Raw genomic sequence first — 26,233 nt, forward strand, 5'->3', positions numbered from 1 at the left:
AAGTACGTGGCAGATAAGTACGAGCTCAGGCGGTTCCGCGCGGTCGCGAAGGACGAGGCGGATTACGCGCAAGGCACGGCGTGGCTGCGCGGGGTCGGGATCGGCTTCTACGACGAGCCGCGCAAAGACGACTTCGCGGACAAGATCATGGCCATGTATCGCGTGGACAACCGTGAAATGACCGGCGTTTACCAGGCCGACGGCGTCGCGGCCCACTCGCTGGCTGCCGACGTCCCGGTGGCGACCTTCGCCACCCTGCGCAAGGACCTGAACATCGGCTACGGCCGTCAGCTCGAAGCCCAGCTGGTCACGGCCGTCACGGTGCGCGGGACCCACCGCCGGCAGGGACTGCTGCGGCGGATGATGACCGAGGACCTTGCCGCGGCGAAGGCGGACGGCGTCGCGCTGGCGGCACTGACCGCCTCGGAGGCCTCGATCTACGGGCGGTTCGGTTACGGTGTGGCCACCTTCGAGCGCAGCATCAAGGTCGACACCGGGCCGCGCTTCCGGCTGCGCCATGCGCCCGCCGGCACCGTGGAGATTGCGGACCGCAAGGCCCTGCTGGAACTGGCCCCCGAGGTTTTTGGCCGGGTCCACGCGTCCATGCCCGGATCGATCTCGCGGCAGGAAGCGTACCGGCTGCGGTCTTCGGGCATGCTCGGCCGGGACGGCAGCCAGGACGAGGCAATCCGCTGCGCCCTGCACTACGACGCCGCCGGAACCGTGGACGGCTACGTGTCCTATAAATTCGCCGGGTGGGACGCCAAGCCGTACACCATGGAGATCGTGGACCTCGTGGCCGCGAATGACGCCGCGTACTTGGAACTCTGGCAGTTCCTGGGCAGCATCGACCTCGTGGACAGGATCAGCTGGCAGGATGCACCGGTGGACGACCCCCTGACCTGGGCGCTGGAGGACCCGCGATGCGTCGAGGCATCGGACCACCGCGACATGCTGTGGCTGCGCGTCCTGGACCCGGCCCGGGTGCTGGGGGCCCGGCGCTACTCGGCCGACGGGACGGTCGTTCTCGCGGTCAGGGACAGTCTCGGCTTCGCGGCCGGCACCTTCGCGCTCACAGTCAGCGGGGGAGAGGCCACGGTGAGGCCGGCTCCGGGGGCTGAGCCGGACCTTTCCCTTGATGTCGCGGACCTCGGCTCCATCTATCTGGGCGCCGTTTGTCCCGTGACGCTGAAAGCTGCCGGCCGGATCACAGAGCACACCGCCGGGGCGGCGCTGACGGCGCGGCTCATGTTCGCCGTCGAACGTTCACCGCACTGCCTCACGCACTTCTAGGCCTCCGGTCCGATTTCGGCGCCGAAGGCGACACGGACGGCCCCGTGCGCTTTGACCGGCGTTCGCGTAAACGACTAGACTAAACAGGCGCGTACTACGTGCGCGCATCTACAATCCACAAAATCAGGATGACCCGGCGGAACGCTTGCTGTGACGCCGTGCTCTTGGCCTGCATTCCATAATGCCGGCGAAGCGGTTTGCCTGACCGACTCACTATCCACAACGGAGCCCCTACTACATGACCATCACCTCCACCGAGAAGCCCGGTACCCCCGTAGTCGCCATTAACGACATCGGTACCGCTGAGGACTTCCTCGCAGCTGTCGACGCCACCATCAAGTACTTCAACGACGGAGACCTCGTCGAAGGTACCGTCGTCAAGGTCGACCGCGACGAAGTCCTGCTCGACATCGGTTACAAGACCGAAGGTGTCATTCCCTCCCGCGAGCTTTCCATCAAGCACGACGTTGACCCCGGAGACGTCGTCTCCGTTGGCGATCAGGTCGAAGCCCTGGTGCTCACCAAGGAAGACAAAGAAGGCCGCCTGATCCTCTCCAAGAAGCGTGCTCAGTACGAGCGTGCCTGGGGCGACATCGAGAAGGTCAAGGAAGAAGACGGTGTTGTCACCGGTACCGTCATCGAGGTTGTCAAGGGTGGTCTTATCCTCGACATCGGTCTGCGCGGCTTCCTGCCCGCATCCCTCGTCGAGATGCGCCGTGTGCGCGACCTCGCTCCGTACATCGGTCAGCAGATCGAAGCCAAGATCATCGAGCTGGACAAGAACCGCAACAACGTTGTGCTGTCCCGCCGTGCATGGCTCGAGCAGACTCAGTCCGAGGTCCGCTCCACGTTCCTCAACAAGCTGGAAAAGGGCCAGGTCCGTCCCGGCGTCGTTTCCTCCATCGTCAACTTCGGTGCCTTCGTGGACCTGGGCGGCGTAGACGGCCTGGTTCACGTTTCCGAGCTGTCCTGGAAGCACATCGACCACCCGTCCGAGGTTGTCGAAGTTGGCCAGGAAGTCACCGTCGAGGTTCTCGAGGTCGACCTGGACCGCGAGCGCGTCTCCCTGTCGCTCAAGGCTACGCAGGAAGATCCGTGGCAGACCTTCGCCCGCACCCACGCCCTCGGCCAGGTTGTTCCGGGTAAGGTCACCAAGCTCGTTCCGTTCGGCGCGTTCGTTCGCGTTGAAGACGGCATCGAAGGCCTGGTCCACATCTCCGAGCTCGCCGTGCGCCACGTTGAGCTGGCCGAGCAGGTTGTCTCCGTTGGTGACGAGCTGTTCGTCAAGGTCATCGACATCGACCTCGAGCGCCGCCGCATCTCGCTCTCCCTCAAGCAGGCCAACGAGGGCGTCGACGCCGACAGCACCGAATTCGATCCGGCTCTCTACGGCATGGCCGCAGAGTACGACGAAGAGGGCAACTACAAGTACCCGGAGGGCTTCGACCCGGAGTCCAACGAGTGGCTTGAAGGCTACGAGAACCAGCGCGCAGCCTGGGAGCAGCAGTACGCTGACGCCCAGACCCGCTGGGAAGCACACAAGAAGCAGGTTGCCCAGCACGCTGCCGACGACGCTGCAGCTGCAACGTCCGGTGAGAGCGATTCCGGCACCACCAGCTACTCCTCCGAGCCGGCTGCAGCCGAGACCGGTGCAGGCACGCTTGCTTCGGACGAGGCTCTTGCCGCTCTGCGCGAGAAGCTGACCGGCAACTAATTGCCCGTGATCCTCAAGGAGTCAGCTCCCTGAGGCCAGGCAGTTTGTAGCTTGAAGGTGGCCGTCCCCTCGGGGGCGGCCACCTTTTTGTGTGCCCCGGGGGACATGCCCATTTTTGAGGCCCTCCCTCCGGGGACATGCCCATTCTTCGAGCCGGCCCGTGGACATTTGTGGATTGTGCCCAGTCCTGGCCCCGGGCGCGGGACATGTCCAGTGCGAGGAGGTCCGCGCCATGCCCTGGCGCCGGACATGCCCCGCGGTTGCCCGGACCACCGGACATGCCCATTTTTGAAGCCCTCCCTCCGGGGACATGCCTATTTTTCGAGCCGGGCCGTGGACATTTGTGGATTGTGCCCAGTCCTGGCCCTAGGCACCGGGCTGCCGCTGCACACGTTTCCCGCTCGTCAGGACAAGCAAGGGCCGCGCCATGGAATGTAGGCTCCTTGACGGCAGCCAGGCGCTGACGACGGGGGGCATGTCCAATGATGGAAGGGAGCCTGGACCGGGCCCAGGATGCCATGCCTTCAGCGCAGCGGGATCTTCGCTATGACCGGCACCGTCTGTGTCTGCGAGGCGGCACCGGTCACCAGTTCGGCGCCCGCGTACTTCAGCAACGCGAGGGCTCCCACGTTGCCGGCCGTCGTCTCGGCCACCAGGACGCCTGCCCCGGCCGACGCGGCGCGAGCCTTTACGAGGCGCAGCGCCTCGCGGCCCACACCCCGGCCGCGGAAGCTCCGGGCGAGCCAGATTCCGGTCTCCAGCGCCCAGCCGCCACCCCCCGCAACGGCCCCGGCGGCACCAACAGCCCCGGCGTCACCACCTGGCCCAGCCCCGGCGGCACCAACAGCCCAGCCGCCACCACCGGCCCAGCCCTCATCCGCTGCTGCCGGCTCCGTGTCCATCCGCCTGAGCCGCACGGACCCTGCCATCTGCCCGTCGCAGCTGATGGCCCACGTCTTCTGCCCCGCGGGACCGTCCAGGCCGGCTGCGGCGGCGCGGTGGAATTCGCGGAACCAGCTGATCCGGTCGGTGTTCCAGCCGGCGGTCGTGCCCAGCGGCGGGGTGACCTCGTCGGCGTCGGCGTCCCGGAGCCCAAGTTCCAGGAGCTGTTCGAGAACGTCCTCGCTGACGTCAAGCAGCGCGACCGCGGGCACGGGCTCAGCTGATGGGCACATCGATCCACTCCGTTTCTCCGGGCAGCAGCGACGCGCTGCCAGCCGACATGGCGGCCACGCGGTCCGCGGCCCGGGCAAGTTCTTCCGCATCATCCGGCAGCGCCAGCCTCAGGACAGTAGTCTGCGCCTCGTAACGGGTTTCGGCCATGACATACCCCGCGGCGCGCAGATCGTTCTCGAGCCGGCCGGCGACGGCGTGCTGTACGGGTACCGAGCAAATGCGCAGCCGGCGGCGCCGCACGAGGGGAGCCAGCTCCAGCGCTCCGGACACCGATTCGGAATAGGCCCGCACCAGGCCGCCGGCACCCAGGAGAATGCCGCCGAAATAGCGCACGACGACGACGGCGACGTCGCTGAGATCGGCGACGCCGGGTGCGGTTTCCCGCTTCAGCAGGGCCTCGAGCATGGGGATGCCCGCGGTGCCGGACGGCTCGCCGTCGTCGTTGGAACGCTGGATGTCCCGGTCGGGGCCGAGCACGAAGGCGAAGCAGTGATGCCGGGCGTCATGGAATTCCCGGCGCAACCCGCCCAGGACGGCCCGGGCGGCGTCCTCGTCCGCCGTGCGGGCCAGCACGGTGATGAAACGGGACCGCTTGACCTCGATTTCGTGCCGAAACCCGGGCCCCGCGGCGAGGGTGGTGTAGAGGGCCGTCCTGCTCTCGGGGGATTCCGCCGCATCTGCCACCGGTTCAGTTTAGTCTGGTGAGGTGTTGAAGATCGGGTTGACCGGCGGAATCGCCTCGGGGAAGTCCATGGTTGCCGCGCGCCTGCGCGACCTTGGAGCAGTGCTTGTCGACGCCGACGCGCTGGCCCGGGAGGTCGTGGAACCGGGTACGCCCGGGCTGGCTAGTGTGGTGGAAGCCTTCGGTGCCGCCGTCCTGACCCCGGAAGGCCGGCTGGACCGGGCCCGACTCGGTGCCCTGGTCTTCGGTGATCCGGAGCGCCTGGCCGCGCTGAACGGCATCGTCCACCCCTTGGTGCGGGAGCGCGCCGCGGCGATGGTCGCCGCCGCCCCGGCCGGCGCCGTCGTGGTCCAGGACATCCCGCTCCTGGTCGAAACCGGGCAAGGGAAGAACTTCCATCTGGTGGTCGTGGTGGATGCCCCCGACGACGTCCGGGTCCGCCGCATGGCCGAACACCGCAACATGACCGCCGACGAGGCGCGCGCCCGGATGGCAGCCCAGGCGGGCCGCGGGGACCGGCTGGCCGCCGCGGACGTCGTGCTGGACAACTCGGGCACCCCGGAGGACCTCCGGCACGCGGTCGACGCGCTGTGGGAGGAGCGGCTGATGCCGTTCGCACTGAACCTCAAGGAGCAAAGGATCGCCCCGCGGACGGCGGGGCCGGTCCTCGCCCCGGCCGATCCGGCCTGGGCAGCGCAGGCCGCGCGGCTGATCGCCAGGCTGCGGGCAGCGGTCCCGCAGGATGTCCTGGCCGTCGACCACCTCGGGTCCACGGCCGTCCCTGGCCTCGACGCCAAAGATGTGATCGACCTCCAGCTCAGCGTCTGGGACCTCGACACCGCGGACCGGATCGCGCCGCTGTTGGCCAACGCAGGATTCCCGCGCTGGCCCGGCATCATCGCCGACAACCCGAAACCCTCGCACCCGGACCCTGCCGACTGGGGCAAGAGGCTGCACGGCAACGCCGACCCCGGCCGGCCGGTGAATCTCCACCTCCGCGCGGCCGGCTCGCCAGGCTGGCGGTACGCGCTGTGCTTCCGCGACTGGCTGCGCGCCGATCCCGAGGCCCGGGCGGACTATGTGGCCGAAAAGCAACGGGTCGCCGGGCTGCACGGCGTCGACAAGTCCACCGCCGGCTACGCGGCCGACAAGGAGGGCTGGTTCACCGAGTATGCCTGGCCCCGGATGGAAGCGTGGGTGCAGCGCACGGGATGGCAACCGCCGTCGTACGCGGACGACGCCGGAGCAGACGACGCCGGTGCCGGCACCGGCGGCGGCGCCACCGCAACGGCACCTGCCGCCGGCCCCGGTACTGCCCAAAGCTGAATCAGGGCATCCTGTCACAGCCCGGCGGTAGATTAGGTACATGAGTCTTGCCCAGGAAATCAACCGCGTCGTGGCGCCCTTCGAGGTCATCAGTGAGTTCCAGCCGGCGGGTGACCAGCCGGCCGCCATCGCAGAGCTGACTGAGCGCATCCAGAACGGCGAAAAAGACGTCGTGCTGCTTGGCGCCACCGGTACCGGTAAGAGCGCGACCACGGCCTGGCTGATCGAGCAGGTCCAGCGGCCCACCCTGGTGATGGTGCAGAACAAAACCCTCGCCGCGCAGCTGGCCAACGAATTCCGCGAACTGCTGCCGAACAACGCCGTGGAATACTTCGTGTCCTACTACGACTACTACCAGCCGGAGGCCTACGTCGCCCAGACGGACACCTTCATCGAGAAGGACTCCTCCGTCAACGAGGAAGTCGAACGGCTCCGCCACTCCGCGACCAACGCGCTGCTGACCCGCCGCGACGTGATCGTGGTTGCCACCGTCTCCTGCATCTACGGCCTCGGCACCCCGGAAGAATACATCGCCGGGATGGTGACCCTCCGCAAGGGGGCGGAGATGAACCGTGACGACCTGCTCCGAAAGTTCGTCTCCATGCAGTACACCCGCAACGACATGGACTTCCACCGCGGCACGTTCCGGGTCCGCGGCGACACCGTGGAAATCATCCCGATGTACGAGGAACTGGCGATCCGGATCGAGTTTTTCGGTGACGAGATCGAGAATATCCAGACCCTGCACCCGCTGACCGGCGAAGTGCTCCGGGACGAGAACGAAATGTACGTCTTCCCCGCCTCGCACTACGTCGCCGGTCCGGAACGGATGGGCCGGGCGATCAAGCGGATCGAAGACGAACTGGCCGAGCGCCTCGCCGTGCTGGAAAACCAGAACAAGCTGGTCGAGGCCCAACGGCTCCGGATGCGCACCACCTATGACCTGGAAATGATGCAGCAGATGGGGTTCTGCAACGGCATCGAGAACTATTCCTCGCACATCGACGGCCGGGCCCGCGGAACCGCGCCGCACTGCCTGATCGACTACTTCCCGGACGACTTCCTCCTGGTGATCGATGAATCCCACGTCACCGTGCCGCAGATCGGCGCCATGTACGAGGGCGACATGTCCCGCAAACGGAACCTCGTGGACCACGGCTTCCGGCTGCCCTCGGCGATGGACAACCGCCCGCTCAAATGGGACGAGTTCCAGGACCGCGTGGGCCAGACCGTCTACCTGTCCGCGACGCCGGGCAAGTACGAGCTCGGCAAGTCCGACGGCTTCGTCCAACAGATCATCCGCCCCACCGGCCTGATCGACCCCGAGGTCGTCGTCAAGCCCACGAAGGGGCAGATCGATGACCTGCTGGGCGAAATCCGGACCCGCACCGCGAAGAACGAGCGGGTCCTGGTCACCACCCTGACCAAGCGGATGGCCGAGGACCTGACGGACTACCTGCTGGGCCATGGCGTGAAGGTGGAATACCTGCACTCCGACGTCGACACCCTCCGCCGCGTGGAACTCCTGCGCGAACTGCGGATGGGTGTCTTCGACGTCCTCGTCGGCATCAACCTGCTCCGTGAAGGTCTGGACCTCCCGGAAGTGTCGCTGGTCAGCATCCTGGACGCGGACAAGGAAGGCTTCCTGCGCTCCTCGACATCCCTGATCCAGACCATCGGGCGTGCCGCCCGAAACGTCTCCGGCCAGGTGCACATGTACGCGGACCGGATCACCGATTCGATGGCCCATGCCATCGACGAGACCAACCGCCGCCGCGCCATCCAGGTGGCCTACAACACGGAGAACGGGATCGATCCCCAGCCGCTCCGGAAGAAGATCGCGGACATCACCGACCAGCTGGCCAAGGAAGACGCGGACACCCGCGAGCTGCTGGCCGCGGCCGGGAAGAACCGCGGCAAGGGCAAGGGCACCTCGCTCATCCGTGCGGACGGGCTCGCCGCCGCGCCGGCCGAGGACCTCGTCGGGCTGATTGAACAGCTGACCGAACAGATGCACGCCGCAGCCGGGGAGCTGCAGTTCGAACTGGCCGCCCGGCTGCGCGACGAGGTGGGGGATTTGAAGAAGGAACTGCGGCAAATGCAATCCGCGGGGCACGCCTAGGGTAAACTCGGTCAAACGTAGGGGAGTATCCCAAACGCTACGATCGTCAACACGCACGGCTACGATGCCGCGCCGGGCGTAGCGGGCAGCCAGGCAGCGTCATGCGCCGGCGGTCGGAGAGACTTACACCGCTGAGCTGTACCCTACGAAAGGTATTTCCCCCGTGCCCGAGCTTCCCCTGTGGTTCGAGATCGGCTCGTTTGTCGTCCTCGGCGTCATTCTGGCCATCGACCTGCTGATGGTCCTCAAACGCCCGCATGAGCCCTCCATGAAAGAAGCCGGACTGTGGGTCGCGTTCTACGTGGCCCTGGCCCTGGTCTTCGCCGGCGCCATGTTCGCCTTCACCGGCCCGGAATTCGGCGGCCAGTTCATCGCCGGCTGGGTGACCGAATACAGCCTGAGCATCGACAACCTGTTCGTCTTCATCATCATCATGGCGCGCTTCTCGGTACCGAGAAAGTATCAGCAGGAAGTGCTCATGGTGGGCATCATCATCGCCCTGATCCTCCGCGGCATCTTCATCATGCTCGGCGCGATCGTGATCGAGCAGTTCAGCTGGGTCTTCTACATCTTCGGCGCCTTCCTGCTCTGGACCGCCTGGAAGCAGGCCCAGGACGAGGGCGAGGACGAGGAAGACAAGGAAAACCCGCTGATCGCCCGGATCCGCCGGGTCCTGCCGATGTCCGAGAAGTTCGACGGCGGCAAGCTCCGCACCGTCGTTGACGGCAAGAAGGTGTTCACCCCGATGCTGATCGTCTTCGTGACCATCGGCATGACGGACCTGCTCTTCGCTGTCGACTCCATTCCGGCCATTTTCGGCCTCACCCAGAGCGCCTTCATCGTCTTCACCGCCAACATCTTTGCCCTCATGGGGCTGCGCCAGCTGTACTTCCTGCTCGGCGGCCTCATGAACCGGCTCATCTACCTCAAGCACGCCCTGTCCGTGATCCTGGCGTTCATCGGTGTGAAGCTGGTCCTGCACGCCATGCACGTCAACGAGCTGCCCTTTATCAACGGCGGCCAGCACATCGAATGGGCCCCCGAGATCCCCACCTACGTCTCGCTCGGTGTGATCATCGGCACCATCGTCGTCGCGGTGGTCGCCAGCCTCATGAGCTCCAAGGCGTCCAAGTCGAAGCTGGATGCCCGGCTGGAAGAGGACTCCCGCAAGAGCCTGAGCGACGTCGACTAGTACCAAACCGCCGGGGTGAGAGTGCAGGACACACCTCGCGGCACATAGCAGTACGGCGCTGGACCCTCACGGGTCCGGCGCCGTACCTGTTTAAGCAGTACCTGCTAAGCCGGGCGCCATCGGCCCGGGCCCGTGCCTGGCCGCGCCCGGGTCACCGTCGGGCGGAACGTGCCATCCCCAGCAGGCGCCCGAAGATCGCCTCGCCGTCGTCCGCGATGCCGTCGTGGTGGAAGTCGCCGGTTTCCCAGACCTGCAGGCCCCGGACCGCGGCCGCCGTCTCCAGGGACAGCTCCCGGTCCACGTAGATGTCGTCGGTGTAGACGGCCGCGGCGACGGGCACGGTGTTCAGCGCCAGTCGCTCCGGGTCGTAGAGGGGTGCCCAGCCGTCCATTTCGGCCAGGAGCCGGGCCACGTCCTGCAGCGGGTGCAGGGCCGGGTCCTGCTCGAAATACCAGGGGTACACCATTTCCCCGGTCAGAAGCGGTTCGCCGGCGTCGGGGCGGAACTCGGGGAATTCCTCCAGCACGCGCCAGGCGGCCCAGTTGGTGGCACCGTCCTGGGCGTAAATGGATTCGTGCATCAACGCGTACAACGGGTTCGCGGCCCGGGACACGAGGCCCCGGACCTGCTCTAGGAAGGTGTCCGAGAGACGGTCGCCGCCCGGTGTGGCCACGAAGGCGTCCTCGAGCAGGTGGTGCAGTGCGTCCACCCGGGTGTTGCCGCCCAGGAACGAGCCCACCATCTGGAACCGTTCCACCGTGAGCCGGCCGCCGTCGGGCAGCACCTCCTCCGTTTCCCGCAGGTGCCGGGCGATCCGGGTGACGGCGGCCCGGTCCTCGGGATACCAGTCAAAGTATTCGGCGTTCCGGGCCGCGACCCGCTGGAACGTGGCCCGGTACACTCGGTCGGCGGAGCCGCCCAGCGGGGCCAGCCCGCCCGTCACGAGGACCTCGCGCAGCCCCTCGGGGGCGAAGGAAAGGTAGCTGAGCGCGCAGAAACCGCCGTAGCTCTGGCCGTAGATGGTCCAGGGGGCGGAGTCCAGGGCTGCCCTGATCGCTTCGGCGTCGGCAACGATCGAGTCGGCGCGGAAGTGCGTCAGGTAGTCAGCCTGCTCCGCGTCGGTGCCGCGCAGCGGCAGCGTGTTGCGGTCGACGGGCGAGGACAGGCCGGTGCCGCGCTGGTCCAGCATGAGGATCCGGAAGTCCTTCGCGGCGGCCTTGCTCCAGCCGCCCAGCGACGGGAACCGGTTTCCACGCCCGCCGGGACCGCCCTGCAGGAAAAGCAGCCAGGGCAGCCCGGCGGCCTCTGCCTCGCTGTGTTCGGTGGACACGTACTCGCGGGCGAACACGGAGATGGTTTCGCCGCGGCGCCCCGCCTCGCTGAAGTGGTCAAGGGGGACCTGGAAGTAGTGTTCCGCGGTCCGCATTCCCCGGTAGGTGTGTCGTGCCCGGACGCTGTGCGGAACTTTGCGCCCGGCGCTGGTTGCAGTCTCCAGCAGGGAGGCTCCCATGAGCCCCGTCATTGGGAGATCAGCCACGGGTGGCCGCCTCGCGGGAACTGGAGCTGGAGCCGGCAGGGGAGCCGGCGCCGGCAACTGCCGGGCGGCTGCCGAAGGCCGTCAGCGCCGCTCCGGTGAGGCGGAAGGTGGACCATTCCTCCATCGGCGAAGCGCCGAGGTTCTTGTAGAAGTTGATGGAGGGCTCGTTCCAGTCCAGGACACTCCATTCGACGCGCGCGTAGCCCCGGTCGACGGCGGTCGCTGCCAGGTGCTGCAGCAGTGCCTTGCCGTGGCCCTCGCCGCGGGCCTCCGGCCGGACGTAGAGGTCCTCGAGGTAGATCCCGTGGACGCCCTCCCACGTGGAGTAGTTCAGGAACCAGAGGGCGAAGCCGCGGACCTCGCCCGCGGAGTTCTCCGCCATGGTGGCGAAGACCTTGGGATGCTCGCCGAAAAGGACCTCGGTGAGCATCTCGGGGGTGTTCCGGACTGCGTCCGGTTCCTTCTCGTAGAGGGCGAGGTCGTGGATCATCTGCAGGATGGCAGGGACGTCATGCGCTGTGGCAGGCCGGATTACACTCATTGTCCGAGTTTACCCGCGGCGCGAAGGCCCAGGCTGGGGCGACGGCGCCGGCCCGGCGCCGTCCAGGCCCGGCGTCCGCCCTCGTGCAGGCCAGCCCCCCGTGCCGTCCCGCCTAGAGCCGGTTGACGTCCGTGACGCGGACGACGGCGGTCCCGGACTCGTCCGAGGCCGCCAGGTCCACGTCGGCGGAGATGCCCCAGTCGTGGTTGCGGGCGGGGTCATCGAAGATCTGCCGCACCTTCCACACCCCGGGTTCCTCGGTGATGATCAGCAGCCCGGGACCGCGGGCGTCCGGTCCGGTACCGATGTCGTTGTGCTCATCAAAGTAGTCATCGAGGGCATCTTCCCAGCGCTCGGCGTCCCAGCCGGAGCCGGCGTCGAGCTCGCCCAGGGCGGTGGCGGCCTCATCGGCGAACAGCTCCACGCGGCGGAACATCTCGTTGCGCACCATCACCCGGAAGGCCCGGATGTTGGAGGTCAGCGACGGCGGCGGGGGCGGCGGAGCGTCATGCGGTGTGGGCGCCGCGCCGGATGTGAGCTCTTCCCATTCGTCCAGCAGGCTGGAGTCCACCTGCCGGACCAGTTCGCCCAGCCAGGCGATGAGGTCCTCGAGGTCCTCACGGAGGGCATCCTGCGGGACCGTCTGGCGGAGCGCCTTAAAACCGTCGGCGAGGTAGCGCAGCACGATTCCCTCCGAGCGGGCGAGGCCGTAGAACTGGACGAACTCGCCGAAGTTCATGGCGCGCTCGTACATGTCCCGGACCACGGACTTGGGCGCGAGCTCGAAGTCGCCGACCCAGGGCGCGGCCTTGCGGTAGACGTCGAACGCCTCGCCGAGGATCTCGGCGAGCGGCTGCGGGTAGGTGACCTCCTCGAGCATTGCCATCCGCTGGTCGTACTCGATGCCGTCGGCCTTCATCGCCGCGATCGCCTCGCCGCGCGCCTTCTTCTGCTGTGCCGAGAGGATCTGCCGCGGCTTCTCCAGGGTCGCCTCGATCACCGACACCACGTCCAGGGCGTACGACGGCGACTCCGGGTCCAGCAGCTCCAGCGCCGCCAGCGCGAACGGGGACAGCGGCTGGTTGAGGGCAAAGTTTGCCTGCAGATGGACCGTGAGCCGGACCGTGCGGCCGTCAGCACCCTGCTCCCCGGCCGGGATCCGCTCCACGACGCCGGCCGCGAGCAGCTCGCGGTAGATTCCCAGGGCCTTCTTCATGAGCCGCAGCTGGGCCGGACGGGTCTCGTGGTTTTCGGTGAGCAGGCGGCGGGCGGCCTGGAACGGGTCGCCGGGGCGTTCCATCAGGTTCATCAGCATCGCATGCGTCACGGTGAAACTCGACGTCAGCGGATCCGGAACGGACTCGACCAGCCGCTTGTACGTCGGTTCGCCCCAGGATACGAAGCCTTCCGGGGGCTTCTTCTTGACCACCTGGCGCAGCTTCTTCTGGTCGTCGCCGAACTTGGCCGTGGCCTTGGCCATCGCCTTCACGTTTTCCGTCACGTGCTCCGGGGCCTGGACCACCACGGTTCCTGCGGTGTCATAGCCGGCGCGGCCGGCGCGCCCGGCGATCTGGTGGAACTCACGGGAGTTCAGCAGACGGGTGCGGACGCCGTCGTATTTGCTCAGTGCCGTCAGCAGCACGGTGCGGATGGGCACGTTGATGCCCACCCCGAGCGTATCCGTGCCACAGATGACCTTCAGCAGACCGGCCTGGGCAAGCTGTTCGACCAGCCGACGGTACTTCGGCAGCATGCCGGCGTGGTGAACGCCGATCCCGTGCCGGACCAGGCGGTTGAGGGTCTTGCCGAAGCCTGCGGCGAAGCGGAACCCGGCAATGAGCTCGGCGATCTTGTCTTTTTCCTCGCGGGTGCAGACGTTGATGCTCATCAGGTTCTGGGCCCGGTCGATCGCCTCGACCTGGCTGAAGTGGACCACGTAGACCGGGACCTGCTTGGTGGCGAGCAGCTCCTCAAGCGTCTCGTGGACCGGAGTCTGCTCGTAGTAGTAGTGCAGCGGGATGGGGCGTTCCGCGGAACTGACGGTCGTCGTCGTGCGGCCGGTCAGGTCGCTGAGGCCGTCCTCGAACCGGCTGACATCGCCGAGCGTCGCCGACATCAGCAGGAACTGCGCCTGGGGCAGTTCAAGCAGCGGCACCTGCCAGGCCCAGCCGCGCTGCGGGTCCGAGTAGAAGTGGAACTCGTCCATGATCACGGCGCCGAGCTGCGCCGCAGAACCTTCACGCAGGGCGATGTTGGCCAGGATCTCGGCAGTGCAGCAGATGATCGGGGCGTCCTGGTTCACGCCGGAGTCGCCGGTGATCATGCCGACATTGTCGGCACCGAAGATCTCACAGAGGGCAAAGAACTTTTCCGAGACGAGGGCCTTGATCGGGGCGGTGTAGTAGCTCCGCTGCCCGCGGGCCATGGCCTGGAAGTGCGCGGCAATGGCCACGAGGGATTTCCCGGACCCGGTCGGGGTGGCCAGGATGACGTTTGAGCCGGCGGCCAGCTCCATGATGGCCTCGTCCTGGGCGGTGTACAGGGCCAGGCCGCGGGTCTCGGTCCACTCGACAAACCGGGTGTAGAGCTCGTCCGGGTCCAGGCCCGTCCTGCCGGGGATACGGGCGGCCGGGGCGGGGAGCTGATCAACGAGTTTCATTGCTGTCCAGCTTAGTGCCCGCGTGGTAGCCGCGGCACCGCAGGCAGTGCGGGCGCGCGCCGTGAGCCGCCCGCAGCGCAGGCGTGCTTCCTTGGCTGGCCCACGGGCCGGGACTAGGCTTCGGTTAGGACAACGTGCCGGGAACTGGAGGCAGCCATGAAGTGGGATCCGGAGAAATATGTGCAGTTCGGGGACTACCGGGACAGACCATTTTTTGATCTGACCGGGCGGATTCACGCCGAAGCCCCGCGGCACGTGGTGGACCTCGGCTGCGGTCCCGGCAACCTGACCGCGACGCTCGCGGACCGCTGGCCGGGCGCGCAGGTGGTGGGTCTGGATTCGTCGCCGGAAATGCTGGCCACTTCCAAGGACCACGCAGCCGCGGCGGCCAATCTTTCCTACGAGCTGGCCGACATTGAGCACTGGCTGCCGTCCGGGGACACGGACGTGGTGGTCACCAACGCGGCCCTGCAGTGGGTGCCCGGCCACCGAAAGCTCCTGCCCCTATGGCTCGATGCCCTCAAACCGGGCGCCTGGTTCGCGCTGCAAGTGCCGGGGAACTTCAATGCCCCGTCGCACACCCTGATGCGGGAGCTGGCCGACTCTCCGGCCTGGGCGGGGCGGCTCGCCGGGGTGCTCCGCCACGACGACGTGGTGGGGGAGGCAGCGGAATATCTGGAGATCATGCTCGACGCCGGTTGTGCCGCCGACGCCTGGGAGACCACGTACCTTCAGCTGCTCCCAGGCGCCAACCCCGTTTTGGAGTGGGTCCGCGGAACCGGACTCAGGCCGGTCCTCGCGGCCCTCCCCGACGACGAGGCCAGGGAGTTCGAGGCCGAGTATTCGGCACGGCTGGACGACGCATATCCGGCAGGCCGTCACGGGACGGTCTTCCCGTTCCGCCGCACGTTCGCGGTGGCGCAGAAGACCGGGTAGGCGGCGTGTCAGCCGCATGACACGAAGCACTCCGGAATGGGGCTTACAATGACGTGGCGGTGTGGGGCGGCCGTTAGGCTGATCACCATTCCGGGCCCTGGGCTAGTAATGGAGGTTCAGTGCTTATAGGCCTGATGTCGCGGCTGTTGTCCGCGCATAAGGGGACCGTGCTGGCCATCGTTGTGCTGCAGCTCGTGCAAGCCACCGCCAACCTGCTCCTGCCCACCCTGAATGCCGCGATCATCGACGACGGCATCATCGGCGGGGACACCGGGGAGATCCTCCACCTCGGGGTCTGGATGGCTGGAATCGCTGCCGTCCAGGTGATCACTGCCGTCGCGGCCGGATATCTGGGCGCAGTGGTCGCCATGGAGATTGGCGGCCAGCTGCGCGGGGAGCTCTTCGCGAAGGTGCAGTCCTTCTCCTCCCAGGAGGTGGGCCTTTTCGGTGCGCCCAGCCTCGTGACCAGGGCCACCAACGACGTCGCCCAGATCCAAAACCTCGCCGTCCTGGTGTTCATCATGCTGATTGCCGCACCGGCGATCTTCATCGGCGGCATTGTGCTGGCCGTGCACCAGGACGTGGTGCTGTCCTGGATTGTGGTCGTGGTGATCCCGGTCCTGACGGTGATCATGACGGTGATCGTCCGCCGCCTGATTCCCCTGTACCGCCAGGGCCAGGGCCTCCTGGACCGGATCGGCCGGGTGCTGCGGGAGCAGATCATCGGCGCGAATGTCATCCGCGGCTTTGTCCGGCAGGACCACGAGGTCCGCCGGTTCGATGAAGCCAACAAGGACCTCACCCGGAACAATCTGCAATCCGCCCTCCTGGTGGCGGCGATGATGCCGATGATCATGTTCGTGGTCAACATCTCCTCCGTGTTCGTGGTGTGGTTCGGCGGCCATCGCATCGACGCCGGCGAAATGCGGCTGGGGGCGCTGACGGCGTTCATCGCCTACATCCTGCAGATCCTGATTGCCATCATGATGGCGATGTACGTCTTCATGACCGCCCCCCGGGCGGCGGCCTGCGCGGAACGGATCCGCGAGGTGCTGGACACGGAACCGGCCATCGCGGATCCGGCCGTTCCCGCCGGGGCCACCCCTGCCACCATTCCGGCCGGCGGGGCCAGTGCGGCGGGCACCGCCGGTGCGCCCGCCGTCGCCGGCGCCCCGGGCCGCTCCGGCGCTGTCGAGTTCCGGAACGTGTCCTTCGCTTACCCCGGCGCCGAAGCACCCGTGCTGGACGGCGTCTCCTTCACCGCCAGGGCCGGTACCACGACGGCGATCATCGGCGCGACCGGCAGCGGCAAGACGACACTCCTGAATCTGCTGCCGCGTTTCCTCGACGCGACGGCCGGGGAGATCAGCATCGGCGGGGAGAACGTGCGGGCGATGCCCCTGGACGACCTGCGCGGCCTGATCGCAATAGTCCCGCAGCAGTCCTACCTGTTCGCGGACACGGTCGCGGGGAACCTCCGGTTCGGGGCGCCCGCCGCGAGCGAGCCCGAAATATGGCAGGCGCTTGAAGCTGCCCAGGCCGCCGACTTTGTCCGCGCCCTGCCGCTCGGGCTCGACACGCCCGTAAGCCAGGGCGGCACCAACTTCTCCGGCGGCGAACGGCAGCGCCTGTGCATCGCGCGGGCCCTGCTCAAGCGGGCCCCCGCCTACCTCTTCGACGACAGTTTCTCGGCTCTGGACTACGGCACCGACATCAGGCTCCGGGCGGCGATCGAGCCGCTGCTGCGCTCGGCGACCGTGCTGATCGTGGCCGAGCGGGTGTCAACAATCGTGGACGCCGGGCTGATCCTCGTCCTGGAGGGCGGCCGGGTGGTCGCGCAGGGCACGCACAGCGAACTCATGGAGTCCTCGCCCAGCTACCAGGAAATTGCCGCGTCCCAGCTGGTGCTGGAGGAAGCCCCGTGAGCCGCGCGCGGGCACACCGCGCCGGGACCGTTGCGGGACCCGGCGTGCCGGAGCGCATCAAATGGCACACCGCCGCCCGGCTGCTTGGCCTGCTGTTGCCGCTGAAGTGGCGGATGGCCGGCGTCATCGCCGCGACCTGCGCGTTCGTGACACTCAACGTGGCGGCGCCCAAGGTGCTGGGCGACGCCACCGACGTCGTCGTCGACGGCTTCCTGGGCGGCTCCCTCGACGAGCAACAGCTGGCCGGGCGGCTGCTGGCCGTTTCGGCCATGTACGTCGGGGCGTCGCTGTTCAGCTGGATCCAGGGCAGCCTGACCGCCACCGCGGTGCAGCGCCTCAGCTACGGCCTCCGCGGCTCCGTGGAACAAAAACTCCATGTGCTGCCGTCCAGCCATTTCGAGGAGCAGCGCCGCGGCGACGTGCTCAGCCGGGCCACGAACGACGTCGACAATATCTCCCAGGCGCTCAACCAGCTCCTCAACCAGCTGATCATGGCCGTCCTGATGCTCTCGGCCGCTCTCGCCATGATGCTGTGGCTCTCGCCGCTGCTGGCGCTGATCGCGATCCTCTCGGTGCCTGTGTCCACGATGATCACCGTGCTCGTGGCCCGGCACTCCCAGGCGCACTTCAAGGAGCAGTGGAGCAGCACGGGGGCGCTGACTGCCCAACTCGAGGAGTTCTTCACCGGGCATGAAGTGGTCAAGGCCTTCGGCCGGCAGGAAGAGTCGGCGGCGAGCTTCCGGGAGCGCAACGAGAAGCTCACCCGATCGAGCACCCGCGCCCAGTATTTGTCCGGCATCGTGCAGCCGCTGCTGGTGTTTGTCGCCAACCTCAACTACATCGCAATTGCTGTTGTGGGTGCGCTGCAGGTCACCGCGGGGCTCTTGACGATCGGCGGCATCCAGGCCTTTGTCCAGTTCTCCCGTCTCTTTAGCCAGCCGGTGAGCCAGATCGGCGGCATGCTGACTCTCGTGCAGTCCTGCCTGGCCTCGGCGGAGCGTGTGTTTGAGCTGCTGGACGCCCCGGAGATCCCTGCGGACAGCGCCGTGCCGGCCGTTTCGGCGAACGGCGCCGGCAAGCTGCAAGGCTTCACGGCCGCGCGAAAGCTCCATGTCCCGCGCAAATCCTCCAACGGACGCAAAGCCCCTGCCCCGGGCACGCCCGGCGACCTGCTGGATCCCGGCGCAGTGGCGGGCCGGGTCACGTTCGAGCACGTCAGCTTCAGCTACAGCCCCGGCACCCCCGTGGTGAAGGACCTCTCCTTCACGGTGGACCCGGGACAGACCGTGGCGATCGTGGGACACACCGGTGCCGGCAAGACCACCGTGGTCAACCTCCTGATGCGCTTCTACGAACTCGACTCCGGCCGGATCCTGGTGGACTCGACGGACATCGCCACCATCCCGCGGGACGAGCTGCGGCGCGCCTTCGGAATCGTCCTGCAGGATGCCTGGCTGTTTACCGGCAGCATCCGGGAGAACATCGAATACGGCCGGCCCGGCGCCACCGAAGCCGATATCGTCGCGGCGGCCCGCGCCAGCCACGTGGACCAGTTTGTCCGGTCCCTGCCGGCCGGCTACGCCACGATGCTCGGCAACGACGGCGACTCCCTGAGCCGGGGCCAGCGCCAGCTCGTCTCGATCGCACGGGCGCAGCTGGCCGGGCGCAGCATCATGGTGCTCGATGAGGCGACGAGCTCCGTCGACAGCCGCACTGAGGTGCAGATCCGCCATGCCATGGAGCAGCTGCGGGCCGGTCACACGAGCTTCGTGATCGCGCACCGTTTGTCCACGGTCCGGGACGCTGATCTAATTCTCGTCATGGACCACGGACGAATCGTTGAACACGGCACCCACCAGCAGCTGGTGGCCCGGCAGGGGCTCTACAAGGATTTGTACGAGGCCCAGTTCGCCGGCCGCGAACAGGTCCCGGCCGTCCAGGAGGCCGAACAGTGAGCCCCGCGGACGCCGTGGGGGAGCGTTTTCCCGGATCCTGGCGGACCAATCCGGCCAGCTCCGTCCCGCTCTTCGAACAGCTGCGGCTCTACGTGATCGAACGCGCCGACAACGGCACACTCGCGCCGGGCACCAGGCTTCCGGCCGTGCGGAGCCTCGCCGGCGAACTGGGCGTGGCCCCGCACACCGTGGCGCGGGCCTACAAGGAACTCGAGGCCGCCGGCGTCGTAGTGACGAAGGGCCGAAACGGGACCGTTGTGTGTGCCCGCGATGCCGCCTGGAGTTCGCTGTCCGCCGCCGCCGCCGAGTTCGCCGCGGCCGCCAAAGCCCAGGGCGCCAGTTTCGCCGAGGCCGTGCAGCTGCTGGCCGCCGCCTACGACCGCCAATAGCACATCCGGCGCCGCCCGTGGCGCGCGGAATAGTTTTTCGAAGAAGTTTTCGATTAGCATTAGATTCGTGCCTAAAGCTGTAGCTGAAGATCCAGCCGTTGAAGTCCATTCCGCCGTCGAGCCGCTGGCAGTCCGGGATGCGGCCCCGTCCCGCCCCGTCCTGAAGCGTCCGGACATGACGCGCCTCGTCGTCAAGGGCGCCCGCGAGCACAACCTGCGCAACGTGGACCTGGACCTGCCGCGCGATGCCATGATCGTGTTCACCGGCCTGTCCGGCTCCGGAAAGTCCTCCCTCGCGTTCGACACCATCTTCGCCGAGGGCCAGCGCCGCTACGTCGAATCCCTCTCCGCCTACGCCCGGCAGTTCCTGGGCCAGGTGGACAAGCCCGACGTCGACTTCATCGAGGGCCTCTCGCCGGCGGTGTCCATCGACCAGAAGTCCACGTCCAAGAACCCTCGCTCGACCGTGGGCACCATCACCGAGATTTACGACTACATGCGCCTGCTCTGGGCCCGTGTGGGCCGGCCGCACTGCCCCGTCTGCGGGGAGCCCGTGACCAAGCAGACCCCGCAGCAGATCGTCGACCAGCTGCTCGAGCTCCCGGACGGCACCCGCTTCCAGGTGCTGGCACCCGTGGTCCGCGGCCGCAAGGGCGAATTCGTGGACCTCTTCAAGGAACTCACCGCCAAGGGCTACTCGCGGGCCCGGGTGGACGGCGAGCTCGTCCACCTGAGTGATCCGCCGAAGCTGGGCAAGCAGTTCAAGCACACCATCGAAGTGGTCGTGGACCGCCTCGTGGTCAAGGAAGGTATCAGCCAGCGCCTGACCGACTCGGTCGAAACCGCCCTCGGACTGGCGGAGGGCCGCATATTGGCCGAATTCGTCGACCTCGAAGCAGACGATCCCGAGCGGATCAGGGCGTTCTCAGAACACCTCGCCTGCCCCAACGAGCACCCCCTGGCGATCGACGAGATCGAACCCCGCTCCTTCTCATTCAACAACCCTTTCGGCGCCTGCAGCGCGTGCAGCGGCATCGGCACCAAGCTGGAGGTCGACGAGGAACTCCTCATCCCCAACCCGGAGCTCTCGCTCTCCGAGGGGGCCATTGCGCCGTGGTCCCTGGGCACCGCCACCACGGAGTACTGGAACCGGCTGCTGGCCGGTCTCGCCGAGGAACTCGGCTTCTCCATGACGACGGCGTGGGAGAAGCTCGACACCGACGTCCGGCAGACCGTCCTGCACGGCAAGGACCACAAGGTGGTGGTGCAATACCGCAACCGCTTCGGCCGGGAACGCAAGTACAGCACCGGTTTTGAGGGCGTCGTGCAGTACGTCCACCGCAAGCATGGCGAGACCGATTCCGACTATGCGCGCGACCGCTACGAGGAATACATGCGCCAGGTCCCGTGCCCGGCCTGCAACGGCGCCCGGCTGAACCCTGCGTCGCTCTCGGTGCTGATCAACGGCAAGTCAATCGCCGAGGTCGCCGCGCTGCCCATGCGGGAATGCGCCGACTTCCTCGAAAACCTCGTCCTCACCGGCCGCGAGGCCCAGATCGCCCACCAGGTCCTCAAGGAGATCCAGGCCCGCCTGACCTTCCTCCTCGACGTCGGACTCGAGTACCTGAACCTGGAGCGGCCCTCCGGCACCCTGTCCGGCGGCGAAGCCCAGCGCATCCGTTTGGCCACCCAGATCGGCTCCGGCCTCGTGGGCGTGCTGTACGTCCTCGACGAGCCCTCGATCGGCCTGCATCAGCGGGACAACCGCCGCCTGATCGAGACACTCACCCGGCTCCGGGACCTCGGCAACACCCTGATCGTCGTGGAGCATGACGAGGACACCATCCACGAGGCCGACTGGGTGGTGGACATCGGACCGGGCGCCGGCGAGCACGGCGGCATGGTGGTCCATTCCGGGTCCTACCAGGCGCTGCTGGAAAACACGGATTCGCTCACCGGCGACTACCTCTCCGGCCGGCGGAAAATCGAGATCCCGAAGAAGCGGCGCAAATACGACAAGAAGCGCGAGCTCAAGGTGGTCGGGGCGAAGGAGAACAACCTCCTGAACATCGACGCCAGTTTCCCGCTGGGCCTCTTCACCGCCGTCACCGGCGTCAGCGGCTCGGGCAAGTCCACCCTGGTCAACGAGATCCTCTACAAGGTGCTCGCCAACAAGCTCAACGGCGCCAAGCAGGTGGCCGGCAGGCACAAGTCCGTCCAGGGCCTCGAACACCTGGACAAGGTGGTGCACGTCGACCAGAGCCCGATCGGCCGCACCCCGCGCTCGAACCCGGCCACTTATACCGGCGTGTTCGACAACATCCGCAAGCTCTTCGCCGAGACCACCGAGGCCAAGGTCCGCGGCTACCTCCCGGGCCGGTTCTCCTTCAACGTCAAGGGCGGCCGCTGCGAGGCCTGCTCCGGCGACGGCACCCTGAAGATCGAGATGAACTTCCTGCCGGACGTCTACGTCCCCTGCGAGGTCTGCCACGGCGCCCGGTACAACCGCGAAACCCTGGAGGTCCACTACAAGGGCAAGACCATCGCGGACGTGCTGAACATGCCCATCGAGGAAGGGGCCGAGTTCTTCGCGGCCTTCTCGCCGATCGCTCGGCACCTCAACACGCTCGTCGACGTCGGCCTTGGCTACGTCCGGCTGGGCCAGCCCGCCACCACGCTCTCCGGCGGCGAGGCCCAGCGCGTGAAGCTCGCAGCCGAGCTTCAGAAACGCTCCAACGGCCGCAGCGTCTACGTCCTGGACGAGCCCACCACGGGCCTGCACTTCGAGGACATCCGCAAGCTCCTCATGGTGCTCCAGGGCCTCGTGGAGAAGGGCAACACGGTGATCACGATCGAACACAACCTCGACGTCATCAAGAGCGCCGACTGGATCGTGGACCTTGGCCCCGACGGCGGGTCCGGTGGCGGCCGTGTGGTCGCCTCCGGCACCCCCGAGCAGGTGGCCAAGTCGACCGAGAGCCACACGGCCGCGTTCCTCGCCGAGCTCCTCGCCTGAACACCGGCCGCCAGGGACCGTGCGGCGGGCCAGGTAAGCCTCCGCCGCACGCGTCCCCGCCCGCAGGGACGTCTCCACCGGATGTATGCGCTGATGTATCGCGTGATGTAGTCCCTGATGTATTCCCGATGTATTCCTGAAGGAGCATGCGAATTTCTGGCAACCGCACACTCATGAGAAACTAAGCCGGTGACGCATACAACAGTGCCCGTAATCTTTGACCTTGACGGCACTCTTGTCGATCCCGCCGGGGGTATTACCGACGGTATCGCCGCGGCCCTCACCGAGCTTGGCCTGCCGGTTCCGGACAAGTCCCGGATGGACGCCATGATTGGGCCCAAGCTCAGCCATTCCCTGACGGAAATCGCCGGCGTTCCGGCCGCACAGCTGGAAGACGCCATTCGCATCTACCGTGCTCACTACGCATCCACGGGAATCGCGCAGAGCAGGCTGTACCCGGGAATCCGCGGCCTCCTCGAGGACTTCGTCGCCGCGGGGCGGCCCATCGCCGTCGCGACCCAGAAGCCGGAAGGGCTTGCCCGCACTGTCCTGGCGCACCACGGCATCGCCGGACTCTTCCACAGCATCCGGGGCTCCGCCGCGGACGAGGCCGCCAGCCCCGGAACGGGCTCCGTGCCCGACGGCTCCGTGCCCGACGGCTCTGTCCCCGAAGGCTCCGTTCCCGAAGGTAAGGCCGGCATCGTCGCCGCCGCGCTCTCGGACCTCGCTGCCGCGGACCCTGCGGCCGCCGGCCGGGCCGTGATGGTGGGGGACCGGGCACAGGACGTCGCCGGGGCCGCTGCGAACGGACTGGACTGCATCGGCGTAGGCTGGGGGTTTGCGCCTGACGGCGAACTGCACGCGGCCGGTGCCGTCGAGATCGTGCACAACACCACGGCGCTTCACGCGACGATCAACCGGCTCTCCGAACGCCCGGGAACCACAGCCCTGAACGAGGTGCACACCGATGGCAATGTTTGACGCAATCCGCTGGACCACGCGGGGGCTTGTAACCACCACGTGCCGTCCCACGGTCATCGGCCTGGAAAACGTGCCCAAGGATGGGCCGTTCATTGTCGCCCCGAACCACCTCTCGTTCCTGGACAGCGTGATCGTCCAGGCCCTCATGCCGCGGCCCGTGGCCTTCTTCGCGAAGGCTGAATACTTCACCACCGGCGGCATCAAAGGCAAGGCCATGAAGTCCTTCTTCGAGGCCGTCGGCTCCATTCCGGTGGAACGCGGCGAGCAGGCGGCGAGCGTCCAGGCGCTGAAAACGCTGCTGGACATCCTCGACTCCGGCAAGGGCGTGGGCATCTATCCCGAAGGCACCCGCTCCCGCGACGGCATCCTGTACCGCGGCCGCACCGGCGTCGGCTGGCTGGCCCTCACCACCGGCGCGCCCGTAATCCCGGTGGGCCTGATCGGCACCGAACACTTGCAGCCCGCGGACAGCAAGTCCGTCAAACCGCAGCACTTCACCATGAAGGTCGGCGAGCCGTTGTACTTCGAGAAAACCGGACCGGACCATTCCCTGCCGGCCCGCCGCCAGGTCACGGACCGCATCATGGACGCAATCGCAGACCTGAGCGGCCAGGAACGCTCCACCAGCTACAACCAGAGCAAGTCGGCCGAATAGCGCGCAGCTCCCGGCCCCCGTGATCCGCCGGGCATGCGGCGGTGCACGTGCAACGGCACCGCCGGCGGCTCAGTAGACTTGATGTGTGGCAGATCCAGCGAGTTACCGACCCCAGACGGGTGAAATTCCGACCAATCCGGGCGTGTACCGCTTCCGCGATCCGCACGGCCGGGTCATCTACGTCGGCAAGGCCAAGAACCTCCGTGCCCGGCTGAACACCTACTTCGCCAACCCTGCCGGGCTCATGCCCAAAACCTATGCCATGGTCCACACGGCCAGCAGCGTCGAATGGACCGTGGTGGGCAGCGAACTCGAGTCGCTGCAGCTGGAATACACCTGGATCAAAGAATTCACGCCCCGCTTCAACGTGATGTTCAGGGACGACAAAAGCTACCCGTACCTCGCCGTGACGATGGGGGAGAAGTACCCGCGCGTCCAGGTGCTGCGCGGCGACCGGCGCAAGGGGACCCGGTACTTCGGCCCGTACACCGCCGGCGCGATCCGGGACACCATGGACACCCTGCTGCGGGTGTTCCCGGTCCGCAGCTGCAGCGCCGGGGTGCTGAAGCGCGCCGAAGCCAGCGGCCGGCCCTGCCTGCTCGGCTACATCGACAAATGTTCCGCGCCGTGCGTCGGCCGGATCTCCGCCGCGGACCACCGCGCCCTGGCCGAGGACTTCTGCACGTTCATGGGCGGCGAAGCCAAGCCCTTCGTCAACCGGCTGGAACGGGAGATGGCCGCGGCAGTTGCTGAGCTCGACTACGAACGCGCGGCCCGGCTCCGGGACGACATCGTGGCGCTGAAGAAGGTCTTCGAACGTAACGCCGTCGTCCTGGCCGAGGGCACGGACGCCGACGTCTTCGCCCTGCACGAAGACGAGCTCGAGGCCGCCGTGCAGGTCTTCCACGTCCGGGGCGGACGGATCCGCGGCCAGCGCGGCTGGGTGGTGGAAAAGGTCGAGGACTCCACCACCCCGGAACTGGTCGAACACCTGCTCCAGCAGGTCTACGGCGAGGAAGCCGGGCTCCAGGGCAGGTTGCCCCGGGAAGTGCTGGTGCCTGCCGAACCCAGCAACGCCCCGGAGCTCGCGCAATGGCTCAGCGGCCTGCGCGGGGCCCGGGTGGACATCCGCGTTCCCCAGCGCGGGGACAAGGCAGCCCTCCTGTCCACGGTCCGTGAAAACGCGGAGCACGCCCTCAAACTTCACAAATCCCGGCGCGCCGGCGACCTCACCATGCGCTCCCAGGCCCTGCAGGAAATCCAGGAAGCGCTCGAGCTTCCCGTGGCGCTGCTGCGGATCGAGTGCTTCGACATCTCACACGTCCAGGGCACCAACGTGGTCGGCTCCATGGTGGTGGTCGAGGACGGCCTGCCGAAAAAGTCCGACTACCGGAAGTTCGCCGTGACCGGCGCCGCGGCCACTGACGACACGGCGGCCATGCATGATGTGCTGACCCGCCGGTTCCGGCACTATCTTCAAGAAAAAGACGAGCAGGCGGCGGCCGCGGCCAAACCGGCGCACCAGGCCGCCCTGGACGCGGCGACCGCCGCGGCGGTCGCGGACTCCACGACGCCAACACCGCGGAGCAAATTCGCCTACCCGCCCAACCTCGTCGTCGTCGATGGCGGCAAACCGCAGGTCAATGCCGCCGCAAGGGCGCTGGAAGAGCTCGGCATCGAGGACGTGTATGTGGTCGGCCTGGCCAAACGGCTCGAAGAGGTGTGGCTGCCGGACAGCGATTTCCCGGTGATCCTGCCGCGCGCCTCGGCCGGCCTGTATCTGCTGCAGCGGATCCGCGATGAGGCCCACCGCTTCGCCATCACCTTCCACCGGCAAAAGCGCGGCAAGGCCATGACGGCCTCCGCCCTGGACAGCGTGCCCGGGCTGGGCGAATCCAAGCGCAAGGCCCTCCTGGCGGAGTTCGGCTCCGTCAAGGGGATCAAAGCCGCGACGCAGGAGGAACTCACCGGCGCCAAGGGGATCGGCCCCTCCCTGGCCGCCGCGATCGTCCGGCACTTCGCTGGCGGCGGAGTCGAGGAAGCCGCCACGGTTCCTGCCGTCAACATGACCACCGGCGAAATCCTCGACGCTTAGCTAGTGCCGCCAAACTTAGCTAGGGTAAAGACTTGGGTA

The 26,233-nt window shown here is 67.3% G+C and carries 18 protein-coding genes; 13 read left to right on the forward strand and 5 right to left on the reverse strand.

The window, feature by feature from the left end:
- The first annotated feature begins 6 nt into the window (after positions 1-6).
- A complete protein-coding gene (locus tag AC1DN2_RS06040; protein WP_476849605.1) occupies positions 7-1,293 on the forward strand; it encodes a GNAT family N-acetyltransferase in 1,287 nt (428 codons plus the stop codon).
- Positions 1,294-1,531: 238 nt separating this feature from the next.
- Complete coding sequence (rpsA, locus tag AC1DN2_RS06045; RefSeq protein WP_018773018.1) at positions 1,532-3,007, forward strand: 30S ribosomal protein S1; 1,476 nt, start codon at positions 1,532-1,534, stop codon at positions 3,005-3,007.
- A gap of 524 nt (positions 3,008-3,531) precedes the next feature.
- Here rpsA and AC1DN2_RS06050 read toward each other — a convergent pair.
- Together AC1DN2_RS06050 and AC1DN2_RS06055 are read right to left on the reverse strand one after the other, a co-directional pair.
- Positions 3,532-4,161, reverse strand: coding sequence for an N-acetyltransferase family protein (locus AC1DN2_RS06050; protein ID WP_476849606.1), 630 nt, complete (start codon positions 4,159-4,161; stop codon positions 3,532-3,534).
- 4 nt (positions 4,162-4,165) lie between these two features.
- Positions 4,166-4,867: an IMPACT family protein gene (locus AC1DN2_RS06055; RefSeq protein ID WP_476849607.1), complete on the reverse strand. Its 702-nt coding sequence runs from the start codon at positions 4,865-4,867 to the stop codon at positions 4,166-4,168.
- A gap of 22 nt (positions 4,868-4,889) precedes the next feature.
- Between AC1DN2_RS06055 and coaE the strand changes: the two genes are divergently transcribed.
- The 3 genes from coaE to AC1DN2_RS06070 all read left to right on the forward strand — a co-directional run bounded on the left by coaE (position 4,890) and on the right by AC1DN2_RS06070 (position 9,505).
- Positions 4,890-6,191: a dephospho-CoA kinase gene (gene coaE, locus AC1DN2_RS06060; RefSeq protein ID WP_476849608.1), complete on the forward strand. Its 1,302-nt coding sequence runs from the start codon at positions 4,890-4,892 to the stop codon at positions 6,189-6,191.
- Positions 6,192-6,231: 40 nt separating this feature from the next.
- A complete protein-coding gene (gene uvrB, locus AC1DN2_RS06065; protein ID WP_476849609.1) occupies positions 6,232-8,313 on the forward strand; it encodes an excinuclease ABC subunit UvrB in 2,082 nt (693 codons plus the stop codon).
- A gap of 163 nt (positions 8,314-8,476) precedes the next feature.
- Positions 8,477-9,505: a TerC family protein gene (locus tag AC1DN2_RS06070; protein WP_028276830.1), complete on the forward strand. Its 1,029-nt coding sequence runs from the start codon at positions 8,477-8,479 to the stop codon at positions 9,503-9,505.
- A gap of 151 nt (positions 9,506-9,656) precedes the next feature.
- On the opposite strand, the gene AC1DN2_RS06075 is transcribed toward AC1DN2_RS06070, so the two are convergent.
- The 3 genes from AC1DN2_RS06075 to AC1DN2_RS06085 form a co-directional block, all read right to left on the reverse strand.
- Positions 9,657-11,015 carry an alpha/beta fold hydrolase gene (locus tag AC1DN2_RS06075; RefSeq protein ID WP_476849652.1) on the reverse strand — a complete coding sequence of 453 codons (1,359 nt, stop codon included), beginning with the start codon at positions 11,013-11,015 and terminating at the stop codon, positions 9,657-9,659.
- Between the two features lie 19 nt (positions 11,016-11,034).
- The gene (locus AC1DN2_RS06080; protein WP_476849610.1) at positions 11,035-11,583 is read right to left on the reverse strand and encodes an N-acetyltransferase family protein; all 549 of its coding nucleotides are present in this window, start codon (positions 11,581-11,583) and stop codon (positions 11,035-11,037) included.
- 112 nt (positions 11,584-11,695) lie between these two features.
- Positions 11,696-14,242 (reverse strand): DEAD/DEAH box helicase, encoded by a 2,547-nt coding sequence (locus tag AC1DN2_RS06085; RefSeq protein WP_476849611.1) that lies wholly within the window; start codon positions 14,240-14,242, stop codon positions 11,696-11,698.
- A 156-nt stretch (positions 14,243-14,398) separates the two neighbouring features.
- Here AC1DN2_RS06085 and AC1DN2_RS06090 point away from each other — a divergent pair, with 156 nt between their 5' ends.
- The 8 genes from AC1DN2_RS06090 to uvrC all read left to right on the forward strand — a co-directional run bounded on the left by AC1DN2_RS06090 (position 14,399) and on the right by uvrC (position 26,194).
- The gene (locus tag AC1DN2_RS06090) at positions 14,399-15,178 is read left to right on the forward strand and encodes a trans-aconitate 2-methyltransferase (RefSeq protein ID WP_079549556.1); all 780 of its coding nucleotides are present in this window, start codon (positions 14,399-14,401) and stop codon (positions 15,176-15,178) included.
- 134 nt (positions 15,179-15,312) lie between these two features.
- Positions 15,313-17,103 carry an ABC transporter ATP-binding protein gene (locus tag AC1DN2_RS06095; RefSeq protein WP_476849653.1) on the forward strand — a complete coding sequence of 597 codons (1,791 nt, stop codon included), beginning with the start codon at positions 15,313-15,315 and terminating at the stop codon, positions 17,101-17,103.
- Between the two features lie 113 nt (positions 17,104-17,216).
- Positions 17,217-19,058, forward strand: a complete 1,842-nt coding sequence (locus tag AC1DN2_RS06100; protein ID WP_476849654.1) for an ABC transporter ATP-binding protein — start codon at positions 17,217-17,219, stop codon at positions 19,056-19,058.
- Complete coding sequence (locus tag AC1DN2_RS06105) at positions 19,055-19,447, forward strand: GntR family transcriptional regulator (RefSeq protein WP_476849612.1); 393 nt, start codon at positions 19,055-19,057, stop codon at positions 19,445-19,447. The genes AC1DN2_RS06100 and AC1DN2_RS06105 overlap by 4 nt, the downstream gene beginning before the upstream one ends.
- A 67-nt stretch (positions 19,448-19,514) precedes the next feature.
- Complete coding sequence (gene uvrA, locus AC1DN2_RS06110) at positions 19,515-22,463, forward strand: excinuclease ABC subunit UvrA (RefSeq protein ID WP_476849613.1); 2,949 nt, start codon at positions 19,515-19,517, stop codon at positions 22,461-22,463.
- A 189-nt stretch (positions 22,464-22,652) separates the two neighbouring features.
- On the forward strand, positions 22,653-23,444 hold the full coding sequence (locus tag AC1DN2_RS06115; RefSeq protein ID WP_476849614.1) for an HAD hydrolase-like protein: 792 nt from the start codon (positions 22,653-22,655) through the stop codon (positions 23,442-23,444).
- On the forward strand, positions 23,431-24,099 hold the full coding sequence (locus AC1DN2_RS06120) for a lysophospholipid acyltransferase family protein (protein WP_026266350.1): 669 nt from the start codon (positions 23,431-23,433) through the stop codon (positions 24,097-24,099). Before AC1DN2_RS06115 ends, AC1DN2_RS06120 begins: the two co-directional genes overlap by 14 nt.
- A gap of 85 nt (positions 24,100-24,184) precedes the next feature.
- The gene (gene uvrC / locus AC1DN2_RS06125) at positions 24,185-26,194 is read left to right on the forward strand and encodes an excinuclease ABC subunit UvrC (RefSeq protein WP_476849615.1); all 2,010 of its coding nucleotides are present in this window, start codon (positions 24,185-24,187) and stop codon (positions 26,192-26,194) included.
- Positions 26,195-26,233: the final 39 nt, after the last annotated feature.

The sequence above is a fragment of the Arthrobacter sp. 01L42 genome (genome assembly GCF_056400005.1).